This window comes from Streptococcus rupicaprae (genome assembly GCF_040545225.1).
Lineage (GTDB): Bacteria > Bacillota > Bacilli > Lactobacillales > Streptococcaceae > Streptococcus > Streptococcus rupicaprae.
This window is the reverse complement of sequence record NZ_JBEPLO010000010.1, coordinates 1-25,681: the sequence shown is the minus strand read 5'-3', so window position 1 is coordinate 25,681 and position 25,681 is coordinate 1. Positions and strand designations below refer to the sequence as shown.

Sequence of the window (25,681 nt, the reverse complement as noted above, 5' to 3'; positions counted from 1 at the left end):
GGATCTGGGTATAAAATAGGCCACATTTTGCAGACGCTTTCCAAGGACTGCTAACTTTACCATTCTGCTGGATATTTCTGTTAGAGACTGGACCAGCAAGTCTATTCCTCCATTCAATCAACACCCTACTGCAAAGGAGCATCAATTGTCGTTACTAGCTGAAATACTTTCTTATAATGAGAAGTTTGTGGAACAAGAACTCTTCTTGACCTATACCAAACCTGAAAAAACGAGAGACCTAAATGTCGTTGTGGTCACCTGTATGGATGACCGTTTAGTGGAGTTAGCTCATAAAGCCCTTAACTTAACTAGCGGAGAGGCTAAAATAATTAAAAATGCTGGTGCCCTAATCAGTCATCCCTTTGGTTCAGTGATGCGTAGCTTAATTGTAGCCGTTTATGAACTCAAAGCTGATGAAATTATCATTATGGGCCACAAAGATTGTGGCATGAGCAAGGTCAACACTGAAAAAATGATTCATACTATGTTGGATAGAGGGATTGACCAAAAAGATCTTGATCTGATTCAATATACAGGCATCGACTTTGAGCGCTGGCTTCGTGGGTTCAGCAACGTGTTCCAATCCGTCAAACACGATGTCAACTTGGTCAAAAATCATCCTCTACTACCTTCTGATGTCCCGGTTCATGGACTGGTTATTGATTCAGAAACAGGTGCTCTCGATTTAGTTGTTGATGGCTACCAAAATGTGAAAGGATAAGATATGAATATCATCAAAATTGTCAACGAAGTTGCTGGAGAAAATACCTATATTTTAGAAAATGAGACCCATCTGCTCATCGTTGATCCAGGCAGTGATTGGGCAAAAATTTCTAGTAAGTTACAAGAGCTTGGAAAACCATTAGCAGCTATTCTGCTCACTCACACCCATTATGACCATATCATGAGTGTCGATCTTGTGCGTGATCATTTCAACCAACCACCTGTTTATGTGGCTAAAGAAGAAGCTGATTGGCTATTCACTCCTGAGCTCAACCTTTCTGGCCTTCCAAGACACGATGATATGCAAAATGTCATATTAAGACCTGCTGAAAAGATCTTTGAGCTCCATAAGCCCTACCAGATGGAAGGGTTTGCATTTGAAGTCCGCCCAACACCTGGACATTCTATCGGAGGTGTTTCCTTTGTCTTTGATCAGGAGGCATTGGTGATTACTGGTGACGCCCTCTTTAAGGGCAGTATCGGTCGAACAGATCTCTACACTGGTGACCTTAACCTGTTAAAAGCAGGCATTCAAACAGAACTCTTCACCCTTCCGAATGACTATGTTGTCCATCCTGGACATGGTCAAAGTACTACGATCGGTTACGAAAAGGCCTTTAACCCATGGTTTTAAGAGAGAATTTTTCAAAAAAAGCTCGAAAATGGGGTCTAATCTTGGTGAGCCTCTTTTTGAGCCTGTTACTGATCGGCTATGTTTTCCTGACTGTCAAAACTTACCGGCCGACAGCCCTGGCCTATGAAAGATTAGAAAAAGCCCACACTCAAACAGGTAGCTATAGCTACTTCGAGCCTGAGTCATCAAACCATGCGAAAGAAAGCCTCATCATCTATGGTGGCGGTTTGGTAGACAGTCGCTCCTACAGCTATTTAGCCCAAGAATTGGCTGAGAAGGACTATCCTGTGTACCTGCTCCACTCCCCGCTCAATCTCCCTATTTTGAGACAGGGCCAAGCTCTTAAGTTGATTGAGGAGAAAAATCTCCAGTCTGTCTATCTAATCGGCCATTCCCTTGGCGGTGTCGTGGCTGCTAAGGATAGTTCAGAAGGGCAGTCAGCTGTTTCAGGTCTGATTTTACTAGCCAGCTATCCTGCTCCAGGCCTAGATTTATCAAGCGCTGAGCATCTCGCTCTTCTCTCCATAACCGCCAGCCAGGATCAGATCCTAAACTGGCAACAATATGAAAACAGCAAACCTTACCTTCCAAAAAAAGCGCGCTATGTCACGCTAGAAGGCGGTAACCACAGTGGCTTCGGCCTTTATGGTCAACAATCTGGAGATGGGCAAGCAAGCATTTCCCCTCAACAACAGCAGGATTTAGTCACTCAAACGATTCATGATTTCATTCAAAATTATCATCAATAAATCTTTTAATCTAATTTTACATAAAGGAAGCAAATTGGGTTTCTAATGCCTTAAGGACAAGAAAAAGTAAACCAATAACCCCGTCTCAAAAAGAGATAAATAACCTATCTTCTAACAAAAAATACCACACTAGATTTTTGGTCTTGAATATTCTCAAGATAAAAATCATAGTGTGGCTTTTTCACATTAACCATCAGTAGTTACTGAGCTACTGTCAATCAGCTAACTCACTTAAATCTTTTCCAAGGCTAAACGGAAATCTTCAATCAAATCATCTATATTTTCCAGGCCTACTGAGATACGGATTTGATTTGGGGTAATACCTGCAGCCTGTAAAGCCGCCTCATCCATCTGACTATGGGTCGTTGTGGCTGGATGGATGACCAGTGACTTGGCATCTGCCACATTCGCAAGATCTGAAAAGAGTTCCAATTGATCGATTACTTGGCGGGCAAGCTCTGCTCCTCCTTTGACTTGGGCCGTGAAAATAGAGCTGGTTCCTCTTGGCAGATATTTCTGCGCCCGCTCATAGTAGGGGCTAGACGGTAAGCTTGCGTAGTTCACAGATTCAATCTTTGGATGGTTTTCTAAGAAATTCGCCAGCTTGGAAGCATTCTCAACATGGCGTTCCACCCGAAGAGACAGGGTCTCTAAGCCCTGCAAGAGCAAGAAGGCATTAAACGGGGATAGGCAGGCTCCTGTGTCTCGCAAGAGTTGGGTCCTGACAGCTGTTATGAAGGCTGCCTTGCCAACATCGCGGGTGTAGCTCAAATTATGGTAGGTCGGGTCTTCTTCGACAAACTGGGCAAATTTTCCAGAGGCTTCCCAGTCGAATTGCCCTGAATCAACGATAATTCCTCCGATGGAAGTTCCGTGACCGCCGATAAACTTGGTTGCCGAGTGAATGGCAATATCCACCCCATGGGAGAAAACATTGATCAGATAAGGAGTTGCAAAGGTATTGTCCACGACTAGAGGAATCTGATGCGCATGGGCAATCTCTGCCAAGCGCTCAAGGTCTGCTACATTGCCCAGAGGGTTGCCAATAGTCTCTGCAAAGAGAAACTTGGTGTTTTCTTGGATGGCTGACTCGATCGCCTCAAAATCATCGATGTCGACAAAAGTTGTTGTGATGCCGTATCTTGGCAGGGTAGCATGAAAGAGATTGTGGTTACCACCGTAGATGGTGCTTGATGCTACGATATGATCGCCAGCATGGGCCAAGGCCAAAGCTGTATAGGTAATCGCTGCCATCCCAGACGAAGTTGCAAGGGCTCCTACGCCACCTTCTAAAATAGCCAAACGCTCTTCTAAAACAGCTGTAGTCGGGTTGGTGATACGCGTATAGATATTAGCTGGCTGGCGCAGGGCAAAAATATCCTCAGCATCCTGGGCGCTATCAAAGACAAAGGAGCTGGTCTGGTAAATCGGAACAGCCCGTGATTTTGTCGTGGGATCAACTGGCTGGCCAGCATGCAATTGCAGGGTTTCAAAATGAAACTGTCGTGTCATAAGGGCCTCCTTATAAAATGTTTTTTTCTAGTGTAATCCTTTTCAGCCCTGTTGTCCAATAGTCTTTCTGACTAGGACAAGATAGTTTCTGACTATAAGTGCTTGACCTAGCTCCAAGAAGGCTTAATCAGTATCGTTCTTTTCCTTTAAACCTCTCAATCTAAAACAAGATCGCCCACCAGGATTCCTCTACGATCACGGTGGGCATTTTGACGTTTGCTTTACTTCTTCTCAATCGGAGCAACACTGGCCAAGAGTTTTTTGAGACCTACTTCTGGGAAATTGATTTTCAATTCTTGCGCTTGACCGCTGCCCGATACTTCAAGGACTATGCCATCTCCCCATTTTTTATGGTGGGCAGTGTCACCAATCTGCCAATCGATGCTAGGTTTTGTCTGGGAATTCGCCCCAAGGAAAGACAGTTGAGATGTTGCCTGCGCCTTGCGGGTCTGAAGGGCCTGAGCCAGGCTCATCCCTTGGCCAAACTTAGCAGCCCTGCCATCGACATAGGCGGCCTTGAAACTGGTCTGCTCTGGTCTTGCTAAGCCTTGGTAGTCCAGCAGATCGTTAGAAATCTCAACCAAGAAACGGCTAGGGCGGTTATAGTTAGTCCGGCCAAAGAGGAGGCGAGAATTGGCATTGGTCAGATAAAGCCGTTGTTCAGCGCGTGTAATGCCGACATAGGCCAAGCGGCGCTCTTCTTCTAGCTCATCTTCATCTTCCTTGGCCCGACTGAGCGGAAAGACATCCTCTTCCATCCCAACTACGAAAACAACCGGAAACTCCAAACCTTTGGCAGCGTGGAGGGTCATCAGGGTAATCTCATCTGACTCTACCTCGCCATCATCTGTATCGGCAATGAGGGCCAGATCATTGAGGAAACGGCTCAGCTTCTCAAGACCAGCTTCTTCTTCTGAACCTTGCTTTTCGTCAAAGTTTTTGGTTACAGAGAGGAATTCTTGGATGTTCTCAAGCCTGTTTTCGCTTTCCGGAGTCTGTTGAATAGCCAGCGCCTGTGCATAGCCTGTTAGATCCAAGACCAGTTCCACCAATTCCGTTATCATCAATTGGTCCAATTTTTGGCGCAAATTCCCCAAAATAGTGGCCAATTCCTGTATCGCTCCAGCAGCCTTGCCCTTGATTGGCGATAGCAAAATATTCTGGCTGGCTTCCAAAAGAGAAATCCCTTCCTGGTTGGCAAAATGGCGGAGCTTCTCAAGCGTTCCAGGGCCAACACCGCGTTTGGGTTCGTTGATGATGCGTTCAAAGCTGAGATTATCAGCAGGATTAGCAATGCTATTGAGGTAGGCGATGAGGTCACGGATTTCTTTACGGCTGTAGAACTTGGTGCCCCCAACCATGGTATAAGGCATATTAGACTTGAGCAGGGCTTCTTCCACCGTCCGTGACTGGGCATTGGTTCGATAAAGAACGGCAAAATCTCGGTAACGGAACTGCTCTTGCCGCATCAAATCATCAATGGTTCGCACAAGATAGACCGCTTCATCCTGCTCATCGCTGGCGCGGTAATAAGTAATAGCTTCGCCTTCTGGGTTTTGGGTCCAAAGTTTCTTTGGCCTACGCTGGCGGTTATTCTGAATCACCTCATTGGCTGCCTGCAAGATCGTCTTAGTTGACCGGTAATTTTCCTCCAAGAGCACGACCTTGGCTTCTGGATAGTCCTTTTCAAAATCGAGGATATTCTGCATATCCGCCCCTCGCCAGCCATAAATAGACTGGTCCGCATCTCCGACCACGCAAATATTTTTAAAACGCGAAGCCAAGAGCTTGACCAGCTGGTACTGGGCATGGTTGGTATCCTGGTACTCATCCACATGGATATACTGATAGCGCTGCTGGTAATAGGTCAACACATCAGGATGCTGGTCAAAGAGACGCAGGGTCAGCATGATCAGGTCATCAAAATCCACCGCTTCTGATTGGCGGAGTTCTTTCTGGTAAGCCTTATAGCACTTGGCGACGATCTGCGTGTAGAGATCGCCTGCCAGGTTCTCATAAGCCACTTCATCAATCAGGTCATTCTTGGCATTGGAAATCGTTCCCAAAATAGAGCGTTCGCTCCACTTCTTAGGGTCAAGATTGAGATTTTTTAGAATACGCTTCATCAGCGTCCGCTGCTCACCAGGGTCAACAATGGTAAAGTTGCGATTGTAGCCTATATGGTCTGCATCACGACGCAAAATCCGCACGCACATGGAGTGGAAGGTCGCAATCAGACTGTCCTGAGTAGCTGGATTGAGGGCCATGGCCCGTTCCTTCATCTCCCGAGCCGCCTTATTGGTAAAGGTGATAGCCAGGATATTCCAAGGGTTAACCATCTTTTCATCAATCAAGTAGGCAATCCGATGGGTCAAGACCCGAGTCTTACCTGATCCGGCCCCCGCCATGATTAAGAGAGGGCCTTCAGTTGTCTGCACAGCTTCTGCCTGTCTATCGTTCATACCTTTTAATAAAGAATGCATATCGTCTCACTTTCTGTTCTAACCCTTCCATTATATCATAAAATCCCCTCTCAAAGGCCTCTCCTGTTATCCATACGCAACTAATAACCCTCCTAACATGTGTAGGTGTCAACTTATCCGTCAAAATTCTCGACCAAGAAGATTTGAAAAAATGCCTTATCTTAGTTATAATAAGAACACACTATCCTAGAAAGAATCATCTATGAACCAAGCCACTACTAATCTCAAACTGGCAGAGCGCGGCGCCCTGATTGGCATTACTTCTTATATTTTACTCTCAATTGTTAAGGTAAGTGCAGGAAATCTCTTTCATTCCGCTTCCTTGATGGCAGATGGCTTTAACAATATGAGTGATATCCTTGCCAATTTGGCTGTCTTGATTGGTCTAAGACTAGCCCGACGGCCAGCTGATACCGATCATAAATTCGGGCATTGGAAAATCGAAGACCTGACTAGTCTTGTCACTTCTTTTTTAATGTTTGCCGTTGGGTTTGATGTCCTCTTTAAAACCATACAGAGTTTGTTTAATCCGCAAACCGTGCCTGTTGATCCTCTTGGCGCCTGGGTCGGGGGCATTTCTGCCCTCATTATGTTTAGCGTTTACCACTACAATAACAAACTGGCCAAAAAGGTCCATTCCAAGGCCTTGAAAGCTGCCGCCAAGGACAATCTCTCTGATGCCCTTACCTCTCTCGGAGCCAGCATTGCCATCTTAGCCTCTGCCTATGACCTTCCCATTATTGATAAAATCGCCGCTATTTTGATCACCGGCCTGATCCTAAAAACCGCTTATGGGATTTTTATGGAATCCTATTTTACGCTATCAGATGGTTTTGACGAACAACTTTTGGCCAAATACAGCCAGGATATCCTTCTACTTCCCAAAATTTCATCTATCAAAGCTATTCGGGGTCGGAGCTATGGCAGCAACATCTACCTTGACATCGTCCTTGAAATGCATCCCGATCTCTCTGTCTACGAGAGTCATGAGGTTACCGAGCAAGTCGAAGACCTCCTCAAAATCAAATATGGGATCTTTGATATCGATATTCATGTCGAACCCTTGGCCATTGATGAGGACGAAGTTATAGACAATGTCTTTAACAAACTTTACCGTTTTGAATCCTACATCCTAGCAGAAGAAGGTCAGTGGCAGGATCTATTATCAGAAGACTTGGCCATCATTGAGGCCAGGGGACGAACCCTAAACAAATTGGCTTACCTGGCAGAAAAGCAAAAACAGCCTGAGACCCTCAGACAATTTCGCATGACCCCGATTAGCCAAAAAAGCATGCTAATCCATTACAGGTTAGGCCCCCATACCCACACTTCGCTCTGGCGTCGCCATGAGGATTGGCAACTGGTCTTTCACCAAGTCACACCTATCCTAACAGACAAAGAATCCACCTAGCTTCGACACTAGGTGGTTCTTTTTTATCAGGTTTTCTAATAATACTCATTAAAATTCAAAATCTGAACGTAGTGGTTTTCTCAAAGTTTTTTTGCTGATGTATCTTAAACAGATCCTTGCTTGATAACCATTGCTTTATTCAGGTTTTGTCTTTCGTTCAGTATAAATTCTTTTCGTGTAAACCCATAGACACTATGCTGGTTGACCAGTTATAACTCAATGATTTTCCCTGTCTTCAGGTAGACCACCCACTCACAGATGTTTGTCGCATAGTCCCCAATACGCTCCAGATAGGTCAAGACTTGGAAATAATCTTTACCAGCAATGATAGCTTCTGGATTTTCCTTGATTCGCTCGATTGCTAAGGCTTGGATCCTATCGTAATGCGCATCAATATCCTTATCCGAAGCTGCAATTTCTCTAGCCTTTTCATCGTCACCCTTGATATAGGCGTGCATGGTCTCTTCAACCATGAGCTTAACCGCACGTCCCATTTTGCTGATCTCTTCTTCTACATCCTTCAGACGAACCTCGCCTTTCATTCGGATAGTCGCCTGGGCAATCGACAAGGCATGATCTCCCATCCGCTCCACATCGCTCGAGGCCTTCAATACGGTGATAACTGTCCGAAGGTCATGGGCAACGGGCTGTTGAAGGGCAATGATTTCCAGAGATTTCTTTTCAAGTTTCACTTCATAGTTATTGACGATTTCATCTTTTTCGATGATTTCTTGGGCCAACTCGCGGTCATGGCTGACAAAGGCACGAACCGTACGGTTGATTTGAGCCAGGACCTCTGTCCCCATAGCATAAAACTGATTATGCAGCTTGTCTAATTCTTCTTCAAATTGTGTTCTCAACATAGCGATCTCCTTTTAACCAAATTTACCAGTAATATAGTCTTCTGTTTCCTTATGCTGTGGGTTAAGGAACATTTTGCGCGTCTCCCCGTACTCAATCAACTTCCCACCAAGGAAAAAGCCCGTGCGGTCCGAAATCCGAGACGCCTGCTGCATGGAGCGTGTCACCAAAAGAAGGGTGTAATCCTTCTTTAACTCATAGAGCGTCTCTTCGATCTTACCTGCTGAAATAGGGTCAAGGGCTGACGTCGGTTCGTCTAAGAGAATGAGCTTTGGGCTGGTTGCCAAGACACGTGCTACACAGACCCGTTGTTGCTGGCCACCAGATAAGCCAACGGCTGAGTCGTTGAGGCGGTCCTTCACTTCTTCCCAGATAGAGGCACCTTTGAGAGAGCGTTCGACCACTTCATCCAAGACAGCCTTGTCCTTGATGCCCTTCAGGCGAAGGCCATAAACCACGTTCTCATAAATGGTCATCGGGAAGGGGTTGGGTTGTTGGAAAACCATCCCAATTTCCTTACGCAGGTCTACCGTATCGGTTCGAGGGCTGTAAACATTGTGGCCGTTATAGGTCACCGAGCCTGTCACCGTGGCCTCAGGATTGAGGTCATTCATGCGGTTAATTGACCGCAGAAGTGTCGATTTTCCTGATCCAGATGGGCCGATAAGAGCCGTGATTTCATTGGCCTGAAAGTCCATAGACACATTGTCCAGAGCCTTTTTCTTCCGGTAGTAAACCGAGAGGTCTCTCACACTTAAAATAGATTCTGACATGATTCCTCCTATCCGAAACGGCCTGTTACGTAGTCTGACGTAGACTGCAACTTAGCATTTTGGAAGACATTGATGGTCTTGTCATACTCAATCAAATCTCCCAAGTAGAAAAAGGCAGTGTAGTCGCTGGCCCGAGCGGCCTGTTGCATGTTGTGGGTCACGATGATGATGGTGTAGTTCTTCTTCAAGTCGAGCATGGTCTCTTCCAGCTGCATGGTTGAAATAGGATCCAAGGCTGAAGCTGGTTCATCCATCAGCAAGATATCTGGCTTGACCGCAATGGCACGCGCAATGCAAAGCCGTTGCTGCTGACCGCCTGAAAGAGTGAAGGCTGATTTGTGAAGGTCATCCTTAACCTGGTCCCACAGGGCTGCCTGCTTAAGAGAGGTTTCCACAATCTCATCTAAGAATTGCTTATCCTTCACCCCTGCGCGCTCGTAGGCAAAGGTGATATTCTTGTAAATGGATTTGGCAAACGGGTTGGGTCTCTGAAACACCATACCGATGTGTTTGCGCACTTCGTAGACATTCATGTCTGGACGGTTAACATCAATTCCCTCGTAGAGAATATTTCCAGTCACTTTTGCGATGTCAATGGTATCGTTCATCCGATTAAGGCTACGGAGATAAGTTGACTTGCCACACCCTGATGGGCCAATCAAGGCCGTAATTTTATTTTTTTCAAATTGCATATCAATGCCTTTGATGGCTTCATTAGGGCCATAGTAGACATGAAGATCCTTGGTTTCAAGGGCCACCTTTTCTTCTGGAAAGGTAATGATATGCCGTTCATTCCAATTGTAATCCGCCATTAGTTCTCCTTTGTTTGACAAGAGTTGGGAAAGGCATCGGAGGCGTTTTCAAACTCTCTCTCCGACACTCACAGTTCGGCCATATTGGCCTTGCAGATGGACCGTCTCCTAGCCACCTGAAAGCTCACCTCAGGATTATCCCCGAAAATGACCTTAGCGCCAACGCTCTTAGATTATTCTGCTGAGGTTAATTTCTTGTATAAGGTCTGACCGATATAACGTGCAGAAAGGTTGAAAATCAAGATGAAAATCAAAAGCACTGCTGCACTTCCCGCAGAAACCTGAACCGCATCTGGGATGGTTCCTTCACTATTGACCTTCCAGATATGAACCGCTAGGGTCTCAGCCTGACGGAAGATCGAAATCGGACTGGTGACACTGAGGACATTCCAGTTAGACCAATCGAGGGCTGGAGCAGATTGACCAGCCGTGTAGATCAAGGCCGCAGCCTCACCAAAGATACGCCCTGAAGCCAAGACAATCCCTGTGACAATCCCTGGCAAGGCTTCTGGAATAACCACGTGTAGGACCGTCTCCCAACGAGACAACCCCAAGGCTAGCCCCGCTTCACGCTGGGTATGGTGGACATTTCGCAAGCTATCTTCAACTGTCCGTGTCATCTGCGGCAAGTTGAAAACAGTCAAGGCCAAGGCACCTGAAATAATGGAAAAGCCATATTGGAACTGGACTACAAAAATCAGATAACCAAAGAGACCGACAACCACAGACGGTAAGGAAGACAAAATCTCAATACAGGTTCTGATAAAGTTTGTCAAAGGCCCTTTTTTGGCATATTCAGCCAGGTAAATCCCAGCTCCCATGGAAATAGGAATGGAGATGATCAAGGTCACAACCAGCAAGAAGAAAGAGTTATAGAGCTGAATCCCGATCCCACCACCAGCTTGATAAGACGAGGACTGGCCTGTCAAGAAAGACCAACTGATATGAGGAATTCCCCTTGCCAAAATAAAGAGAATCAAGGACGTAAGAATCGTGACGATGATGGTGGCAATGCTGTAGAGCACCCAAGTAGCTACTTTATCGATCTTTTTAGCGTGCATAATTTTTCTTACCCTCTCTCGTAATCAATTTCATCAACATATTGAATGCCAAACTCATAAAGAGCAAGACCAAGGCTAAGGACCAAAGAACGTTATTTTGAACAGTTCCCATCACCGTATTTCCGATCCCCATGGTCAAGACCGATGTCAAGGTTGCCGCTGGTGTCGTCAATGAGGTCGGGATAACGGCTGAGTTACCAACCACCATCTGAATCGCCAAGGCTTCCCCGAAGGCACGCGCCATCCCAAAAATAACTGCAGTAAAAATCCCTGGACGCGCCGCATTTAAAATAACACGCCAAACTGTCTGCCAGCGGGTTGCTCCCATGGCGAGACTGGCTTCCTTATAATGGCGTGGCACTGCACGAAGGCTATCAACGGTCATAAAGGTAACCGTCGGCAGGATCATGACAAAGAGGACAAAGACCCCTGACAAGATACCAAACCCTGTGCCGCCAAAAATTGACCGAACAAAGGGCACGACTACCTGCAAACCGATAAAACCATAAACAACCGAGGGAATCCCTACCAGAAGTTCGATAACGGGTTGAAGGATTTTAGCACCATACTTGGGAGACACTTCTGTCATAAAGACCGCAGCCCCGATCGCAAAAGGCGTCGCAATAATGGCCGACAAAATCGTTACAATAAAAGACCCCAGAATCATCGGAAGTGCCCCAAGATAAGGCTGACCATTAGCATCCTTTACCCCTGGCTGCCATTGGCTCCCAAAGAGGAAATCAAAGGGGTTTACCTTGTTCACAAAGAAGGTCGATAAACCTTTTTGAGCCACAAAAATGAGGATCATGGCCACTACAAAAACGATCAACGTCAAACAGAAGAAAGTAATCGTCCTTCCAAACTTCTCCAGACGGGAATTCTTGGAGGGAGTGGTTAACTGTTTGGCTAATTCTTGATTTTTCATCTCTACTCCTTACTTGGGTCTTACCTGACCGTCAGCTGTCTTCTCAACCTTCATATCGTTGATTGAAATATAACCCATGGTTGGTACGATCCCCTCTTGAACTTCTTGGCTCATCATGTATTCCATGAATTCTTGGGTCAGACTGTCAATTTCTTTTTGCGTATACATATGCTCATAAGCCCATAGTGGCCAATTGTTAGTCGTGACATTCTCAGCCGTTGCTTCAAAGCCATTCAACTTCAAGCTCTTAACGGAATCATCCACGTAGGCAAAGGCCAAATAAGAAATGGCTCCGGGGGTTTGCGCAACGATAGACTTAACCATCCCGTTGGAATCTTGCTCCTGACTTTGCTTAGCCGACTTGCCATCCATAATAATAGAGTCAAAAGTCGCTCGAGAACCTGAGCTAGCCGCACGGTTGATGATGGAAATCTCTAAATCTTCACCACCCAGTTCCTTCCAGTTGGTGATCTCTCCTGTGAAAATCTTTTGTAATTCTTCTGTTGTTAAATCATCAACTGTCACCTTGCTATTCGCGATAACAGCCATCCCTGCCACAGCAACTTGGTGGTCAACTAGGGCAGAGGCATCGATGCCATCTTTTTCCTCAGCAAAAAGGTCACTGTTGCCAATCTGGACTGCACCAGACTGAACCTGTGATAAACCTGTTCCAGAACCCCCACCTTGTACATTGATGGTCTTTCCGATATTGTCCTGACCAAACTCATAAGCTGCTGCCTCAACCAAGGGTTGAAGGGCTGTCGAGCCTACCGCAGTAATAGATTCGCCGCGGTCAATCCAGCTAGCACAGGCTGTCAAACTGAGGCTGGCCAATCCTAATAAGACCAGGCGTCCGAATGGATATCGTTTTTTCACTTTTTTCTCCTTCTTAGAGTAACTTTTATGGCAGACTGTCTCCCTAAATCGCTTTAGCTATCATTCTTTGTCTAACTAAATTGAATCAAGGGATTTCACCAAAATTCTCTCTTTCCACTATAACATAGATAACCTTATTTTGAAAGTAGTTTATTTCATCCTGAGGCCTTTTGGAAAGTAGTTTTTGAGTGTTCCGTTGACCCACTTGGCAAAGCCCAGGCCATTGCCCTCCACAACGACTTGATACCAACCATTAGGAAGGTCTAAGGGCAAGGAAAGGGCCTCTCCTGTCACATAGCGGCCAAAGTCATCTGGCGTCAAAGCAATGGTCCTTGAAACCTCATCCGGCCTCAAAGCAAGTCCCAAGGCAAAGCTTGGTTCAAAGCGCTTGGTTTTAAAGGTCCCCAAATGCAGACCATTACGGGCAATCTTAAGCTTGGACAAATCAGGTAAGCCCTCTGGCAAAAGATAAAGTTCCTCTCCGAAAACCTGCATTAAGCCTTTAAGAGAAACGGTCAAATGGTCTTTGGCAAAGGCTTGCCAGTAAGCAAGCTGGTCCCTGGTGAGATTGGATTTGCCTGGTTTTAACTTAACCGATGCCTGACTTGGCCTTTTATCCTGAAACTTGGCCACAAACTGGCCCTCTCCTTTAAAGCGATGGGGATACATCCGAGCCGTTTGCGGTTGCTTGATACCAGCTACCATGCCATTTAAGAGCTCAATGGGAACCAGACTCAGTTGCTCTTCTTGCTCTAAGAGCCATTCCACCACCTCTTCGTTTTCTTCTGGGGACCAAGTACAGGTGGAATAGACCAGGCTCCCTCCAGGGGCTAACATGGTCAAGGCGGCGTTCAAAATCTCTTTTTGCAGACTAGCACATTGGGATGGATAGGCTTCTGACCAATATTGGACAGCCTCTGGATCCTTTCGAAACATCCCTTCTCCCGAGCAAGGCGCATCTAGGACGATCAAATCAAAATAGGCTGGGAAAACCTTGGCCAAGCGTTCCGGAGATTCATTGGTCACCACAACATTACGCGCCCCAAAGCGCTCAATGTTCTCCACCAAAATCTTACTCCGCTTCTTATTGATTTCATTGGAGACGAGAAGCCCTGTGTTATCCAGATAACTGAGCAAGTGCGTTGATTTACCACCTGGTGCTGCTGCCAAGTCCAAGACCCGCATGCCTTTTTGAGGCGCAGCAATTTGCCCAACCATCTGAGCCGCAGGCTCCTGAGAATACACCAGTCCTGTCACATGTTCAATGGATTTCCCTGAAACCTTGCCATAGTAAGACCAGGGCGTCTGAGCAATTTTTAGGTCAAATTCCTTCGTTTGAGCCTTCAAAGGATTGACTCGAAAGCCTGAAACGGCTGGCTTATCAAAGCTCTCTAAAAAAGCTTGGGCTTCATCTCCAAGCAATTGTGTGTATTTATCAATAAAGGATTGTGGTAAGGTCACTGTGAATGCTCCAAAATTTCTGTTATCACATCAAGCTGACAGGCAGGAACCATCATGACATACTGACGGTCCTGAAAATTCAATTCTTCTACGAGGCCGATTGTCACATAGCCAAGGCGCTCTCCCATGACTTTGGCAGCCGCATAATCCCAAGGGCTAATATGGGAAATATAGCCCAAGAGCTGGCCCGATAAGACCTTGGCCATACTGATCGCCGCTGAGCCGTAGGTGCGAATGCCCAAAACCTGATCAGCGAGGCCAGCCAGGCCTTGAATATTGTGACGGTACATGCCTGGATTGATGGCCAAAAGGGATTTGCTCAATCGTTTGGCTTGATAGGCAGGTAAGGGTTGATCATTGCAAAAAACATCAAACTGCCCCCCGCCGTAAAACAACTGCTCTGCCATAACATCGTAAATCAGACCGAACTGCCCTACGCCATCCTCAAAATAAGCTAGGGAAATCGCAAAATCACACTTTTGGGCCACAAAATTATTGGTCCCATCTATGGGATCAATCACCCAAACCGCACCCTTATCAATGGGCTGTTTGTAGTCCTCTTCTTCTGCCAGGAAATGGTCTGCCGGATACTGACTTAAAATCTCCGAGATCAAAAAATCCTGGACCTTCCTATCCATGTCCGTGACCAGGTCTGTGAAATCAGTCTTTTCGGTGATGGCTAGGGGCTGGTCCATGCCTGCCTTTAAATATTCACCCGCTGAACAGACGAGGGATTTAGCAAAATCAAATTTAGCTTCCAAGACGAATTTTCCCCCTTCCCTGTTCCCTTGCTGCTTGTACCACCCGATAGGTCGAGTAGCCACTTACCGCTTCAAAATCACGGTCAATCTGACGCTCTTCTCCCTTACTTGGGACTACCGTTTTAAACTGGCGATAGGTTTCGAGAACCTTTAAAGCCTCTACCCCACCTTCATAGGCTGCTTCAACCTGATTTAAAAAAGAAAGCACTGAGGTCATCTCATCAGTGCTCCACAAAAAATTTAAAGGATAGGAATACTGCTTATCCATCACTAACCAATCTCCGCTTTCAAAGTTGCATTTTTCAATTCTTGCTTGCGATAATCCCGCGACAAAAAGGTACGAATCTCATCCTCATTAAACCCGATCTGCATGCGCTTGCTGTCCAGCAAAATAGGACGACGCAAGAGGCTAGGATAATCTTCAATCAGCTTAATCAGCTCAGAAATAGACAAGTCATCCACGTCGATGTTCAACTTCTGGAAAATCTTAGACCGAGTTGATATGAGATCATCCGTACCATTTTCCGTCAGGGACAGGATATGCTTGAGCTCGTCTGCCGATAAGGGACTCGTCATAATATTGTGTTCTTTAAAAGGTACATTATGCTTGGTCAACCAAGCCCTTGCCTTACGGCAAGAAGTACAGCTTGGGGATAAAAATAAGGTAATCATACACTCGTCCTCGTCATTCAGTCCCTAATATTATACAATATTTTAAATCATTTTGCTAGACTTTTTCGTGTTTTTATGCCTTCCATGTCCGAACTTTTTCTTCATCGTCTGCCAATTGTCGGGTCAAACTGTCAATGCCATCGAATTTCACCATGTCGCGCAGCTTATCCAACCAGTGAATCCGAATCATCTGACCGTACAAATTCCCTTCAAAATCGAGAATATGGGCTTCTATGCGCAACTCCTGGCCATCAAAGGTCACATTTTTGCCAACACTAGCCATAGACCTGTATAGCCTTCCTTTGATTTCAACATCAGCCACATAAACACCGTCTCCTGGCAGAAAAACCCTATCCAAAGGCGCCAGATTGGCTGTCGGATAACCGATGGTTCGCCCCCTAGCATCTCCATGAACGACAAGTCCTCTGGTGCTATAGGTATAGCCCAAGAGTTCACGCGCCTCTGCCACCTGACCATCTAAGACGGCCTGACGTATCCGAGTGGATGAGATTTTCTCTCCCTTCCATTGTTGCTCGGCCACGATGTGAACGGGACAATCCAAAACCTCTTTTAGGTAATGGCTATCTTTTTGATCACTGCCAAACCGATAGTCAAAACCAGCGACCAGAGCTTGGGCCCGTATTTTTTTGACATAATGGCCTATGAACTCTTCAGAGGAATTTTGGGCAAACTCCCCTGTAAAATCAATCAGATAGAGGAAATCCACTCCTGCTTTCTCAAATTTCCTTAGGCGGTCTTCTGGGCTATTGAGATGGAGCAAAAGTTCTGGCTCAAAACGGCTAAAAGCCAATTTGGGAGATTCTGGAAAAGTCAGGACAGCGACCTTTAGACCAAGGTCTTTGGCTAATTTTTTCGCCTCCTGAAACAAGCCTTGATGCCCTAGATGCAAGCCATCAAAATACCCTAAAACGAGGACAGTGTCCTCTGCTTGTGCGATATCTCGGTAATCGCTAATCTTGTAAACCTTCATGCTTTTTATTCTACCATATTTCCTTAAAGAAAGACTTTTCTCGGCTTATAGAGTTCCTCTCTCTTCTCAAGTATAGCAAGCAACTGTTCCCCTTTAAAGGCAGCAAGCACCTCGTCTTCCATATCAGGCAAGGCGATAAATCTCCCGTAAAGAATTTCCTGACTCAGTTCCTCATCCAAACTGACCCGTGGCAAATCTCCTAAGCCAGACGCGATCGGTAATAGAAAATCCCAGCTTCCCTCGTCCACTTTCTGAGCGATTTCTGCCAGCGTCAGGGACTGGTCAATCACTAGACCTGATGCTGATGTACGGACCAATTGTGACATGTGGCTAGCGTAGCCCAGCCTTTGCCCCAAATCTACCGACAGCGTCCGCACATAGGTCCCCTTACTGCATTTCACCCGAAAACCAAAATGGGCCAAGCCATCCACCAAGACCAAGGGACTGGTCCGCTCAAAGGAATGAATGACCACCTGACGCTCGGGACGCTCCACTTCTTCCCTTGCTCTGGCGTATTCGTAGAGCTTGCGACCATTGACCTTGACAGCGGAATACATAGGTGGAATCTGGGTAATCTGGCCGACAAAGGTCGCCATGGCTCTATCCACTTCTTCCTCGCTTAAACTGGCCTCAACAGGGGTCCTTTCAACCATTTCCCCACTGGCGTCTTCTGTGGTGGTGGAAAAGCCCAGGGTAATCTCTCCCTCGTAAATTTTCCCTTCTTCTTGCATATACTCAATCAGCCGGGTAGCTTTTCCGACGGCAACAGGCAGGACACCCGTTACATCGGGATCCAGCGTTCCACCGTGTCCAATCTTTTTTTCACGCAGGATTTTCCGCAAGCGAAAAACCACATCATGACTGGTCATGCCAGCTTCTTTTTTGACATTGATAATTCCTGATAACATGGGTTTATTTTACCATAAAAGAAGGGGAAAAACTAGGGGGAGTAGTCAAAAACCCACGCCGTACGCATGAAGAAAATGCATGCAACCATTTTCTAGCTACATGCATTTTTCAAAAAAAATTCTTGAAAACATTCCGCTAATCGGTACCATTCTGTTCATCTCACAGAAATGATACCACAAATTTTATCTAAAAAGTACACTAATTCCCCGAAAATTTGTTTTCTGAAACCATCTTTGCTTCATGTGTTTGGCGTGTCAAAAATCAAAAAACCATTTTTGAGATAAAAGTTTAAACTAAATTTAAAAAACCAACACATTTAGTCTTTTGCTACTCAAAATCCCTTTTTGTTCGTTTTTATCGATGTCACACACCAGAAGAACTAATGTCCTTAAATGTGAAAAGTCAGAATCATTTTTAAACTCTCTTACAACTTACAAGACTCGAGAGTCACAATCTCCTCAATCCTAATGACACAATCTGCTTTCTCCCATATTGCTGGATTATGAGTAGCGATAATAATCAACCGCTCAGGAGATTTCAATTGTAGCAACAAAGTCATAATAGCCTCTGAATTTTTAGGATCCAGTGCTGCTGTTGGCTCATCTGCTAAAATAAGCGGGGGGTTTTTAAGAATAATTTTTGCAAGAGCGACCCGTTGCGCTTCGCCTCCTGAAAGCTCAAAAATCTTTCTATTCAACTCTAAATAACCTAGATTTACTTGCTCTAATGCCTGATAAAGGGCTCTCGTTTTTTCCTGCTTTCCCATTTTTTTACCAATAAGCCCTAACTCAAGATTGTCTTGAATGCTCTGGTTATCTAATAGGCCAAAGTTTTGGAAAAGGTAACCCAAATGGCGACGAAAAAAAGTTAAATCACTTATTGATTGCAGAGATTTATCGTTATAAAAAATATTCCCTGAATCCTCTTTTTCTAGCTTACCTATCATATTGAGCAAAGTTGTTTTACCACTACCACTCTTACCAACCAGAGCATAAACCTTACCTGCCTCAAAGGTTAAATTGAGTTTTTGAAACAATTGCCGTTGCCCGAATGATTTCGATATAGATTGAAGTGTAATCATCTCTAAGCTCCTTTCAAAACGGTTGCTGGGCTCAATTTTTCACGATGCGCTCTATAAATTAGCGTAAGGAGGGCATTTAACCAGAAAATCAAAAATGTCAAACTATTTAAAAATAAAGGAATCTTTAACCAAACCAATACAGCAAATGCCAAAAAGAATATCGCTAATTGGGCAGTCAAATAGTCTCTATGTAGCTGAAGAAATCCTAGACCTGAAAGACGTTTAATAAAAATCTCTCTGCGAAATTGCTCAAAATAAAGGAGATTCATTGACTGAAATAGAAGAACTGATGTCGCTATGCCTAGAATACTGCCTCCTAGACTGAGTAATCGTTCCGAAGCGATGTGTTCAAGTTGTCTCTGATAGAGCAAGCGACTATTTTCGATATAGGAGATGTAAGGTAACAACTGTTCCTCTTCAAGCAAACGTTTAGCGGTTGCATAGTCACTGAAAAATAGGTGATTGGTAAATGCATTTCCCCAAAATTGCCGTGCTAATGAACTACTTCCTGTTGACTTAGGGGTTATCACCACAATAATTGGATCAGTTAAATACTGTTGGGAAGTAATGGCCGTCTGATTATACAAAAAGTATTCTCTCCCATCCGAAAGATAACCGACAATCGGATTTATTGGCTGAAGGGCTGTTGATTCATCAGTCTTGAATCTATCGTTCAACTCTTTGCTATAAAGTTCTACGTAATCATTAGCTCTATCTTTCAAAGAATAAGGCAACAGCAGGCCATACTGACCCGGCAAGAGTTCTTCTAATTGCTGTCTTACCTTAGCATCTACATCGATGGATTGCTTATCAAGATAGTTCACAGTAACATAGAGGGTGTTGCCATCCGGATGATAATCTGTTTTTTTTACACCTTGGTTATTCTGATCTGAAAAAACATACTGTGTCAAATTGTTTTGAACCAGCATAGCAACATTGGCTTCAACTGCCTTATTGATAAACGGATACCACTTATCAAAATAGGTAGCCTGTCTATCCCTTTCTCCAACTGCTAGATTAAAACTCATATTGACAAGGTCTGGCTCCTTGGTCCAATCTGACTTAGACTGTTCTTGTAAGCTCATTTCATTCTGATAAATCAAGACGCGATTGAGGCTAACTCCAACAATAGTAATGGCTAAGAATTGCCCTCCCAACATTAGACTCAACAAACCGAGCAAGGGTAGCCTCCCTTTGATAATGGGAAGAATATGGTTCTTTCTGACGCCAAAAACATAGACGAGTGTCAGAAAAGCAGAAATTGAAATCAAAATGAATTGATAAATAAGTAAACTAGCTAATAAAAAGGATATAAAAAACCATTCCCCTAATCCTCTATAAAATAACCAAGCGCTACCAAGTAACAGCGAGACCAAGGTAGCTATACTTGTCCCTATAATATCTTTTAGAATACTCGCTAGACTAATACTGAGTAACGACTGACCTGATAAAAGGTTAATTCCAACTGCTTTCAGCTCTGTAATCCGATAAATTAGGGTCAAGGCCGTAAAAGTCAATATACAAATCAAAACCGCTAGTAGCTGAGATCCTCGAGATAAAGCGAACAAGGCGAATAACCAAGGTGACTCAGGTAGCTTGGGAATCGCTTGATAACCCAAACCTAAAAAGAAGTCAACCAGCGCCTGAACCGTCAACGGACCATCAATAATAGCATAAGAGGTAGCTTGCTTTTGATAGCTAAGGACCATTTGCTCCGTTGCAGGTGATAATTCCTTAGGTAATTTTCCGTGGCCATAAACCTGATAGAAAAAATTGGCCTCACCACTCTCTTGCGGAACAGCCAAAACTTTCGCAATCGTACTATCTGTTTTTACAGCAAGCTTCTCTAATTCAGCATCAAGAGTTTCTAAATTTGCTGGAGATTCTGTCACTATTTGATGGATAAATAAGCTAGGATAGCTTCCATACCGTAACTGAGTAACACGTCCACTAATCAACCAAACTACAAAAACAGTTAACAGTAGATTTGAAAATAAAAGAAAGAATCGTTTCATTTTACCTCTCCATCTGTACAGCCAGTCTGGAATAAAAAGTCCTAACCGCTCCACTCGATTTTAGAATCTGTATTCACAATAGGGATACTAAGCTGATTAGACTAGTTTTTGTCCAAATGTGAACAATTTTTTGCAGGAATAATGACCGTATTTCCAGAAATCTGATATTGAGTAAGCTAAAATTAGTCCATTCTAGTCCGTACTTCTATTGTGAATACAGGGTCTTAAATTGGTTAAGCAAAGTGCAATAGTTTAGGGCCTAGACCGCCTCACTCTAGGCAATCTACTCTCCTTTTCGCCACACCTATTTTTTGAAATCAGTTTAGGTGAATAGACTTATTACCCTACATTTTGCAATCTCAAACAGCCTTTTCCGTGACTGTTATACTCTTTTTAGTTTTATGGTTCACTCTAATAGACTGAGTAAAAAGTCAGTCCTACTGAAACAATGGTAGAAAAAACAGCTTGACGCAGTGATTGATTGGCAATTTTGTTGGTTTTTTAGGCTCCAAAACTGACCTAATTAACTGTGCGAGGGTGGGAGTGAAACTGTCCAGTGGACAGTTTCAGGTTTGAGCCTTGATATAAGACAGTGAAGACGAACTCTTTTTCGCTTGTTGGCGTTCTTTCCCACTCCCTCTAAAAACCAAGCTAGTTTGTCCCACAATCAAACCAAGCATGCTCGCCAAAGCTTGTATTGATGAAGGCATATGCGGTATAATGCCTATCGGCTGCTTTATAATCCCCTCTACTATCACTAGCTCTGGTAACGCTTGCCCAATGCCACAGATAATCGTGACGATAGCTAGAAAAAGCTCCCCAATTGTTGGGATCGTGATGGCCTCCATAAGACCAGTAACCACCGTTCTGCGCGGCCAAAACTGGACTTCCAACTCCTAGAACAAATGAAACACCCAAAAACAGTTTGAGAATATTAGATTTAGTAGACATTGACTGAGTTCCTTTCTATAACTAATGATTCCTATCAAACATTTCCCGTTTTTCTTAATGTTAACCTCCTTTCATCAACGGGATACTCTTTTTTCTATTCCAAGATTATTATATAAAAAAAAAAAAAAAGAAAGCGTTGTCAATGTTTTTTGACTATTTATCACGCCATACGCATGAAGAAAATGCATGCAACTATTTTCTAGCCACCTGCATTTTTTCAAAAAAATTCTTGAAAATATTTCGGCTAATCGGTACCATTCTGTTCATCTCACAGAAATGATACCACAAATTTTATCTAAAAAGCACACTAATTCCCCGAAAATTTGTTTTCTAAAACCATCTTTGCTTCATGTGTTTGGCGTGACTATTCGTGAAAGAAAATGGATGTAGCCTTTTTCTAGTCCATCCATTTTTTAAACATCTTCACAGGTTCTTACATTTTAATACTCATTCAAAATCAAAAATAGAAGGGGTAAAGGGGTCGTTTACTTGATCTTAGCTTGTCTAGCCTTACTGCCACCACGTTTTCTAGTTCTGTAGCACGCTTCTCTAACAGTCCCGTGAATTACTGAAGCAGTTTTTATCTAATTGCGACGTTTGGAAATCAACCAATACTGTTTTATTTGAGAATCAGTCAGTAATGCACTAAATTATCTATTTTTGAATTTTATTTAGTATAATGATCACTGACTTTCCTTATGACAGATACCAAAATATCATCCTAAAAATACAACTGTCTACGAAAACAAGGTGGCTGAAACCGACGTTTTCCTCATGCTTTTGGCATAATCTATTTTGCCAATGATTCTGTCCATTATGGCAAGGCAATATAGTTTCACTAATGAAAACAGACAAACTTCTCCAACTCATTAACTTCCTTGATTTCTAGTTATCAGCAGACTCCCATCATACTGCTCCTACGTTGCCAACTCCTCAAACTTCTCCCGCATGGTGGGGTTATTGCGGGTGAGCTTTTTGACGGAGACATCTTCTAGCTTGTTGTTGGCTAGGCGGAGCTGATTTTCAGAAGTGGTTAGGAAACGCTTGACCTCCTCCATCCGCCTGATGGCCTTATCAATCTCATCAATGGCCTTGCCAAAATTGGTGCTGGCCGAATTGTAGTTCTTGGCAAAGGCGGTCTTGAATGTCTCCAAGTCTTCTTCAAAATGCGTGATATCGATATGTTGTTCTCGGATCAAGGCCAGCTCTTGCTTGTAGGCCAAGCTATTAAGCGCAGCATTTCGCAAAAGCCCAATCAGCTGGATAAAGAACTGGGGACGAACCACGTACATCTTCTCATAGGCGTGGCTGACATCCACGATACCCGTGTTGTAGTAGTCGTTGTCAGCTTCTAGCATGCTCACAAGGACGGCATATTCACACTTTTTCTCCCGTCTGTCCTTGTCCAATTCCTTGAAAAAGTCTGCGTTTTTGTGCTTGGTCTTGGTCGTATCGGCCTCGTTTTTCATCTCAAACATGATGGAAATGAACTCCACGCCATTCTCATCCGTCTCACGGAAGATAAAGTCTCCCTTGGAGCCAGATCCGGATACCTCATTGTCCTTGCCAAAGGAGGCACGCGGAAAGGCATAAGCCCGGACCTTGTTGAACTCGGTTTCCGCATAGGCTTCTAAGCTCTCGCCGATAGCCTTGGTTGACTGCTGGGCCTTAAAGTTTTTATAGAACTCCACCTGCTCATTGGCCGCTTTTAACTGGACTTGATAATCGTTTTGGACAGCTGTCAGGGCTAGTTGGCTTTCTTTTTCCTGAAGAAGGAGCTGGTTTTTGGCCTGGTCTCGCTCTTTTTCAATCTGGCTGAGGCTGATCTGGAGCTGGTTTTCATGTTCTAGTTTCAAACGGTCCAGTTGAGCTTGAAGAGATAGAATCTCCTGATCCTTCTTAGTCAGCTGATCAGCCATCTCCTGCTCAGTTGATTTTTTGATCAGCTCTTTTTGCGTGTCAAATTGCTCGATTTGGCTAGTTAGAGCCTGAATGGCAGTGTTTTTTTCTTCCAAAAGGCGCTGCTGTTCATTCTTGGCTTTCTCGTGGGCCAAATCCAGCTCTCTTGCCAAACGGTCATGGATTTCCTCCTCAAACGCCGCTGTACGGACTTGACTGAGCAGTTCGCTGTATTCTGTTTCATTAATCTGAAAAGCTGTGCCACAATGGGGGCATTTGATATGGTGCATCCTTCTCTTCCTCGTAACATAAATTTATGGAGCGTTTATCACTCTCAAATACTAACCTTTTTAACTATTGCAAGGTTTCCTGGAACAATAGAGTCATGGCATGGACGCTGGTTGCTTCTCTGTGCCTCAAACGTCATACGCAGTCTCTTACCCAAGAATAGTTCCTACAAGGTAGCAAACACTTCTCTTCATTATACCAAAAATTTTTAAGGTAAAGGAAAAAACCTGACGCATCAGGTTTTTTCCAACTTGATTTACTCTGCACTCAAGGCAGCCATCGTGATGTAGTTGTATGGCTTGTTGAAATGTGGCAAGAAGAAGATATCTGTCAAGGCTAATTTCTCGATGGTCACGCCTTCTTGGATAGCGAGTGAGAACATGTGGATCCCCATAGAGATGTCTTCACGCGCAGCCATTTGCGCACCAAGGATACGACGAGAATCCTTATCGTAAACAATCTTGATGGTTACTGGGAAGTTACCATGTTCCATGAATTCTGGTTTTTGGTTATCAGTGTACTCAGTCACTGCAGCATTGAAGCCAAGACGAGTCGCTTTTTCCAAAGTCAAACCAGTTGATACAAGGTTAAGACCATAGATAGAGATACCGTTAGAACCTTGTACACCGATACCTTCAAGTTCAGTGCCACATGCGTTGTGAGCAGCCACAATACCTGTACGAACAGCGTTTGAAGCAAGCGCGATGTAGCTTGTGTCTTTCAAAGCGTTGTCATAGATTGTCGCACAGTCACCGATGGCGTAAACGCCTGGAATAGATGTTTCTTGTTGTTTGTTAACAAGGAAGGCACCGTTGCGGAAGCGCTCGATTTGCTCGCCAGCAAAGGCAGTGTTTGGACGGAAACCAACTGCAAGGATAACCATGTCCACATCGTATTCGTTCTTGTCAGTGATGATTTTTTCAACTTTGCCATCACCAGCCACTTCTTTAACAGTCTCACCGAAGGCCAATTGGATACCATTGTCCTCAAGGTTTTTAGCCATCAAATCGCTGAGGTCGCGGTCATAGTAACCAGCCAAGCAAGTATCAACAACGTCGATCAGAACAACTTCTTTGCCCTTACGTTGGAAAGCTTCCGCAAGCTCAACACCGATGTAACCAGCACCTACGACTGCTACACGGTTGATGTCCTTGTTCTTCAAGCGTTCGATAACGTCAGCTGAGTTCTGGTACAATTTCACGAATTGAAGGTTTTCAAGTGTCGCTTCAAATTCCAATGAACCTTCTTTGATTTCAGCACCCTTGATTGGTGGCAAGATTGGTTGTGAACCAGTCGCAAAGATCAATTTGTCAAACGATTCCACATGCTCTTGGCCGTTGACAAGAGCTGTAACAGTCTTAGCATCGTAGTCGATGTGTTGTACTGGTGACTCCATGTAAACTGTTGCGCCAAGGCTTTCCAATTCTTCTTTATTAGAGTAGAAGAGACCTTCGCTACCGGCAATTTGCTCACCGATCCAAAGCGCCATCCCACACCCAAGGAAAGAAATGTTAGAGTTTTGGTCAAACACGACGATTTCGTTTGCATTGCCGTAGTTTGTCAACATAGTTTTGATACAGGCTGTACCAGCGTGGTTTGCACCAACAACAACGATTTTACTCATTAAAAGTTCCTCTTTCATAAAATATAATGTTACATCATCTATTATACTACAAAGGGTTATCGCTTACAATCTTTTTGCTTGTTTTTCTTGAAATAGGCTCTTATTCTATCAAATAGCCAAATTTCAAGTCCAAGTTAGCCAGTTGTTAAAACTTCTCTAGGCGTCTTGTAGTTTAGTAGTCGTTTGGGGTAATGATTGATCCATCTCTC

Annotated in this window: 23 protein-coding genes; 4 read left to right on the top strand and 19 right to left on the bottom strand. The window is 44.3% G+C overall.

The features are described 5' to 3' along the window. Positions 1–145 precede the first annotated feature (145 nt). The 3 genes from ABID29_RS05475 to ABID29_RS05465 are packed head-to-tail and all read left to right on the top strand — an operon-like array spanning position 146 to position 2,106. Positions 146–721, top strand: coding sequence for a beta-class carbonic anhydrase (locus ABID29_RS05475; RefSeq protein ID WP_354364967.1), 576 nt, complete (start codon positions 146–148; stop codon positions 719–721). A gap of 3 nt (positions 722–724) precedes the next feature. Then, entirely contained in the window at positions 725–1,357 is a 633-nt protein-coding gene (locus ABID29_RS05470) for an MBL fold metallo-hydrolase (RefSeq protein ID WP_354364966.1), read from the top strand. Next, complete coding sequence (locus tag ABID29_RS05465) at positions 1,348–2,106, top strand: alpha/beta hydrolase (protein ID WP_354364965.1); 759 nt, start codon at positions 1,348–1,350, stop codon at positions 2,104–2,106. The genes ABID29_RS05470 and ABID29_RS05465 overlap by 10 nt, the downstream gene beginning before the upstream one ends. Before the next feature lie 231 nt (positions 2,107–2,337). Here the strand turns inward: ABID29_RS05465 and ABID29_RS05460 are convergent, their stop codons facing one another. Beyond that, a complete protein-coding gene (locus ABID29_RS05460) occupies positions 2,338–3,618 on the bottom strand; it encodes an O-acetylhomoserine aminocarboxypropyltransferase/cysteine synthase family protein (protein ID WP_354364964.1) in 1,281 nt (426 codons plus the stop codon). Positions 3,619–3,839: 221 nt separating this feature from the next. After that, on the bottom strand, positions 3,840–6,101 hold the full coding sequence (gene pcrA / locus ABID29_RS05455; RefSeq protein WP_354364963.1) for a DNA helicase PcrA: 2,262 nt from the start codon (positions 6,099–6,101) through the stop codon (positions 3,840–3,842). Between the two features lie 202 nt (positions 6,102–6,303). Here pcrA and ABID29_RS05450 point away from each other — a divergent pair, with 202 nt between their 5' ends. After that, complete coding sequence (locus ABID29_RS05450; protein WP_354364962.1) at positions 6,304–7,512, top strand: cation diffusion facilitator family transporter; 1,209 nt, start codon at positions 6,304–6,306, stop codon at positions 7,510–7,512. 209 nt (positions 7,513–7,721) lie between these two features. Here ABID29_RS05450 and phoU read toward each other — a convergent pair whose 3' ends face one another. From phoU to nox, 17 genes are all read right to left on the bottom strand, one after another. Then, on the bottom strand, positions 7,722–8,375 hold the full coding sequence (phoU, locus tag ABID29_RS05445) for a phosphate signaling complex protein PhoU (RefSeq protein ID WP_354364961.1): 654 nt from the start codon (positions 8,373–8,375) through the stop codon (positions 7,722–7,724). 12 nt (positions 8,376–8,387) lie between these two features. Beyond that, a complete protein-coding gene (gene pstB / locus ABID29_RS05440; RefSeq protein ID WP_354364960.1) occupies positions 8,388–9,146 on the bottom strand; it encodes a phosphate ABC transporter ATP-binding protein PstB in 759 nt (252 codons plus the stop codon). An 8-nt stretch (positions 9,147–9,154) separates the two neighbouring features. Continuing rightward, a complete protein-coding gene (gene pstB / locus ABID29_RS05435; protein WP_354364959.1) occupies positions 9,155–9,958 on the bottom strand; it encodes a phosphate ABC transporter ATP-binding protein PstB in 804 nt (267 codons plus the stop codon). Between the two features lie 173 nt (positions 9,959–10,131). Then, a complete protein-coding gene (gene pstA / locus ABID29_RS05430; RefSeq protein ID WP_354364957.1) occupies positions 10,132–11,019 on the bottom strand; it encodes a phosphate ABC transporter permease PstA in 888 nt (295 codons plus the stop codon). Beyond that, positions 11,009–11,944, bottom strand: coding sequence for a phosphate ABC transporter permease subunit PstC (gene pstC, locus ABID29_RS05425; protein ID WP_354364955.1), 936 nt, complete (start codon positions 11,942–11,944; stop codon positions 11,009–11,011). The genes pstA and pstC overlap by 11 nt, the downstream gene beginning before the upstream one ends. A gap of 9 nt (positions 11,945–11,953) precedes the next feature. Then, a complete protein-coding gene (locus tag ABID29_RS05420; protein ID WP_435533152.1) occupies positions 11,954–12,793 on the bottom strand; it encodes a phosphate ABC transporter substrate-binding protein PstS family protein in 840 nt (279 codons plus the stop codon). Positions 12,794–12,970: 177 nt separating this feature from the next. After that, positions 12,971–14,281 carry an RsmF rRNA methyltransferase first C-terminal domain-containing protein gene (locus tag ABID29_RS05415; RefSeq protein WP_354364952.1) on the bottom strand — a complete coding sequence of 437 codons (1,311 nt, stop codon included), beginning with the start codon at positions 14,279–14,281 and terminating at the stop codon, positions 12,971–12,973. Further along, positions 14,278–15,042 (bottom strand): inositol monophosphatase family protein, encoded by a 765-nt coding sequence (locus ABID29_RS05410; protein WP_354364951.1) that lies wholly within the window; start codon positions 15,040–15,042, stop codon positions 14,278–14,280. The genes ABID29_RS05415 and ABID29_RS05410 overlap by 4 nt, the downstream gene beginning before the upstream one ends. Next, positions 15,032–15,310: a UPF0223 family protein gene (locus ABID29_RS05405; RefSeq protein ID WP_354364949.1), complete on the bottom strand. Its 279-nt coding sequence runs from the start codon at positions 15,308–15,310 to the stop codon at positions 15,032–15,034. Before ABID29_RS05405 ends, ABID29_RS05410 begins: the two co-directional genes overlap by 11 nt. Before the next feature lie 2 nt (positions 15,311–15,312). Beyond that, positions 15,313–15,714: a Spx/MgsR family RNA polymerase-binding regulatory protein gene (locus ABID29_RS05400; protein WP_354364947.1), complete on the bottom strand. Its 402-nt coding sequence runs from the start codon at positions 15,712–15,714 to the stop codon at positions 15,313–15,315. A 73-nt stretch (positions 15,715–15,787) separates the two neighbouring features. Further along, positions 15,788–16,705, bottom strand: coding sequence for a bifunctional riboflavin kinase/FAD synthetase (locus tag ABID29_RS05395; RefSeq protein WP_354364946.1), 918 nt, complete (start codon positions 16,703–16,705; stop codon positions 15,788–15,790). 23 nt (positions 16,706–16,728) lie between these two features. Next, positions 16,729–17,613 (bottom strand): tRNA pseudouridine(55) synthase TruB, encoded by an 885-nt coding sequence (gene truB / locus ABID29_RS05390; RefSeq protein ID WP_354364945.1) that lies wholly within the window; start codon positions 17,611–17,613, stop codon positions 16,729–16,731. Between the two features lie 425 nt (positions 17,614–18,038). Further along, complete coding sequence (locus ABID29_RS05385; protein ID WP_354364943.1) at positions 18,039–18,695, bottom strand: ABC transporter ATP-binding protein; 657 nt, start codon at positions 18,693–18,695, stop codon at positions 18,039–18,041. A 2-nt stretch (positions 18,696–18,697) separates the two neighbouring features. Then, a complete protein-coding gene (locus tag ABID29_RS05380) occupies positions 18,698–20,710 on the bottom strand; it encodes a bacteriocin-associated integral membrane family protein (protein WP_354364942.1) in 2,013 nt (670 codons plus the stop codon). Positions 20,711–21,361: 651 nt separating this feature from the next. Continuing rightward, complete coding sequence (locus ABID29_RS05375) at positions 21,362–21,661, bottom strand: lactococcin 972 family bacteriocin (protein ID WP_354364941.1); 300 nt, start codon at positions 21,659–21,661, stop codon at positions 21,362–21,364. A 917-nt stretch (positions 21,662–22,578) separates the two neighbouring features. Beyond that, the gene (locus ABID29_RS05370) at positions 22,579–23,850 is read right to left on the bottom strand and encodes a DUF2130 domain-containing protein (RefSeq protein WP_354364940.1); all 1,272 of its coding nucleotides are present in this window, start codon (positions 23,848–23,850) and stop codon (positions 22,579–22,581) included. Positions 23,851–24,104: 254 nt separating this feature from the next. Next, positions 24,105–25,472, bottom strand: coding sequence for a H2O-forming NADH oxidase (nox, locus tag ABID29_RS05365; RefSeq protein ID WP_354364938.1), 1,368 nt, complete (start codon positions 25,470–25,472; stop codon positions 24,105–24,107). Between the last annotated feature and the right edge of the window lie 209 nt (positions 25,473–25,681).

Bases quoted from the DNA above. Each gene is read 5' to 3' on its own strand.
- ABID29_RS05450 (WP_354364962.1), top strand. From the start codon at position 6,304: ATGAACCAAGCCACTACTAATCTCAAACTGGCAGAGCGCGGCGCCCTG.
- ABID29_RS05370 (WP_354364940.1), bottom strand. From the start codon at position 23,850: ATGCACCATATCAAATGCCCCCATTGTGGCACAGCTTTTCAGATTAAT.
- ABID29_RS05465 (WP_354364965.1), top strand. From the start codon at position 1,348: ATGGTTTTAAGAGAGAATTTTTCAAAAAAAGCTCGAAAATGGGGTCTA.
- ABID29_RS05385 (WP_354364943.1), bottom strand. From the start codon at position 18,695: ATGATTACACTTCAATCTATATCGAAATCATTCGGGCAACGGCAATTG.
- pstA (WP_354364957.1), bottom strand. From the start codon at position 11,019: ATGCACGCTAAAAAGATCGATAAAGTAGCTACTTGGGTGCTCTACAGC.
- ABID29_RS05400 (WP_354364947.1), bottom strand. From the start codon at position 15,714: ATGATTACCTTATTTTTATCCCCAAGCTGTACTTCTTGCCGTAAGGCA.
- pstB (WP_354364960.1), bottom strand. From the start codon at position 9,146: ATGTCAGAATCTATTTTAAGTGTGAGAGACCTCTCGGTTTACTACCGG.
- pstB (WP_354364959.1), bottom strand. From the start codon at position 9,958: ATGGCGGATTACAATTGGAATGAACGGCATATCATTACCTTTCCAGAA.
- ABID29_RS05375 (WP_354364941.1), bottom strand. From the start codon at position 21,661: ATGTCTACTAAATCTAATATTCTCAAACTGTTTTTGGGTGTTTCATTT.
- ABID29_RS05470 (WP_354364966.1), top strand. From the start codon at position 725: ATGAATATCATCAAAATTGTCAACGAAGTTGCTGGAGAAAATACCTAT.
- ABID29_RS05405 (WP_354364949.1), bottom strand. From the start codon at position 15,310: ATGGATAAGCAGTATTCCTATCCTTTAAATTTTTTGTGGAGCACTGAT.
- pstC (WP_354364955.1), bottom strand. From the start codon at position 11,944: ATGAAAAATCAAGAATTAGCCAAACAGTTAACCACTCCCTCCAAGAAT.
- truB (WP_354364945.1), bottom strand. From the start codon at position 17,613: ATGTTATCAGGAATTATCAATGTCAAAAAAGAAGCTGGCATGACCAGT.
- nox (WP_354364938.1), bottom strand. From the start codon at position 25,472: ATGAGTAAAATCGTTGTTGTTGGTGCAAACCACGCTGGTACAGCCTGT.
- ABID29_RS05380 (WP_354364942.1), bottom strand. From the start codon at position 20,710: ATGAAACGATTCTTTCTTTTATTTTCAAATCTACTGTTAACTGTTTTT.
- phoU (WP_354364961.1), bottom strand. From the start codon at position 8,375: ATGTTGAGAACACAATTTGAAGAAGAATTAGACAAGCTGCATAATCAG.
- ABID29_RS05395 (WP_354364946.1), bottom strand. From the start codon at position 16,705: ATGAAGGTTTACAAGATTAGCGATTACCGAGATATCGCACAAGCAGAG.
- pcrA (WP_354364963.1), bottom strand. From the start codon at position 6,101: ATGCATTCTTTATTAAAAGGTATGAACGATAGACAGGCAGAAGCTGTG.
- ABID29_RS05460 (WP_354364964.1), bottom strand. From the start codon at position 3,618: ATGACACGACAGTTTCATTTTGAAACCCTGCAATTGCATGCTGGCCAG.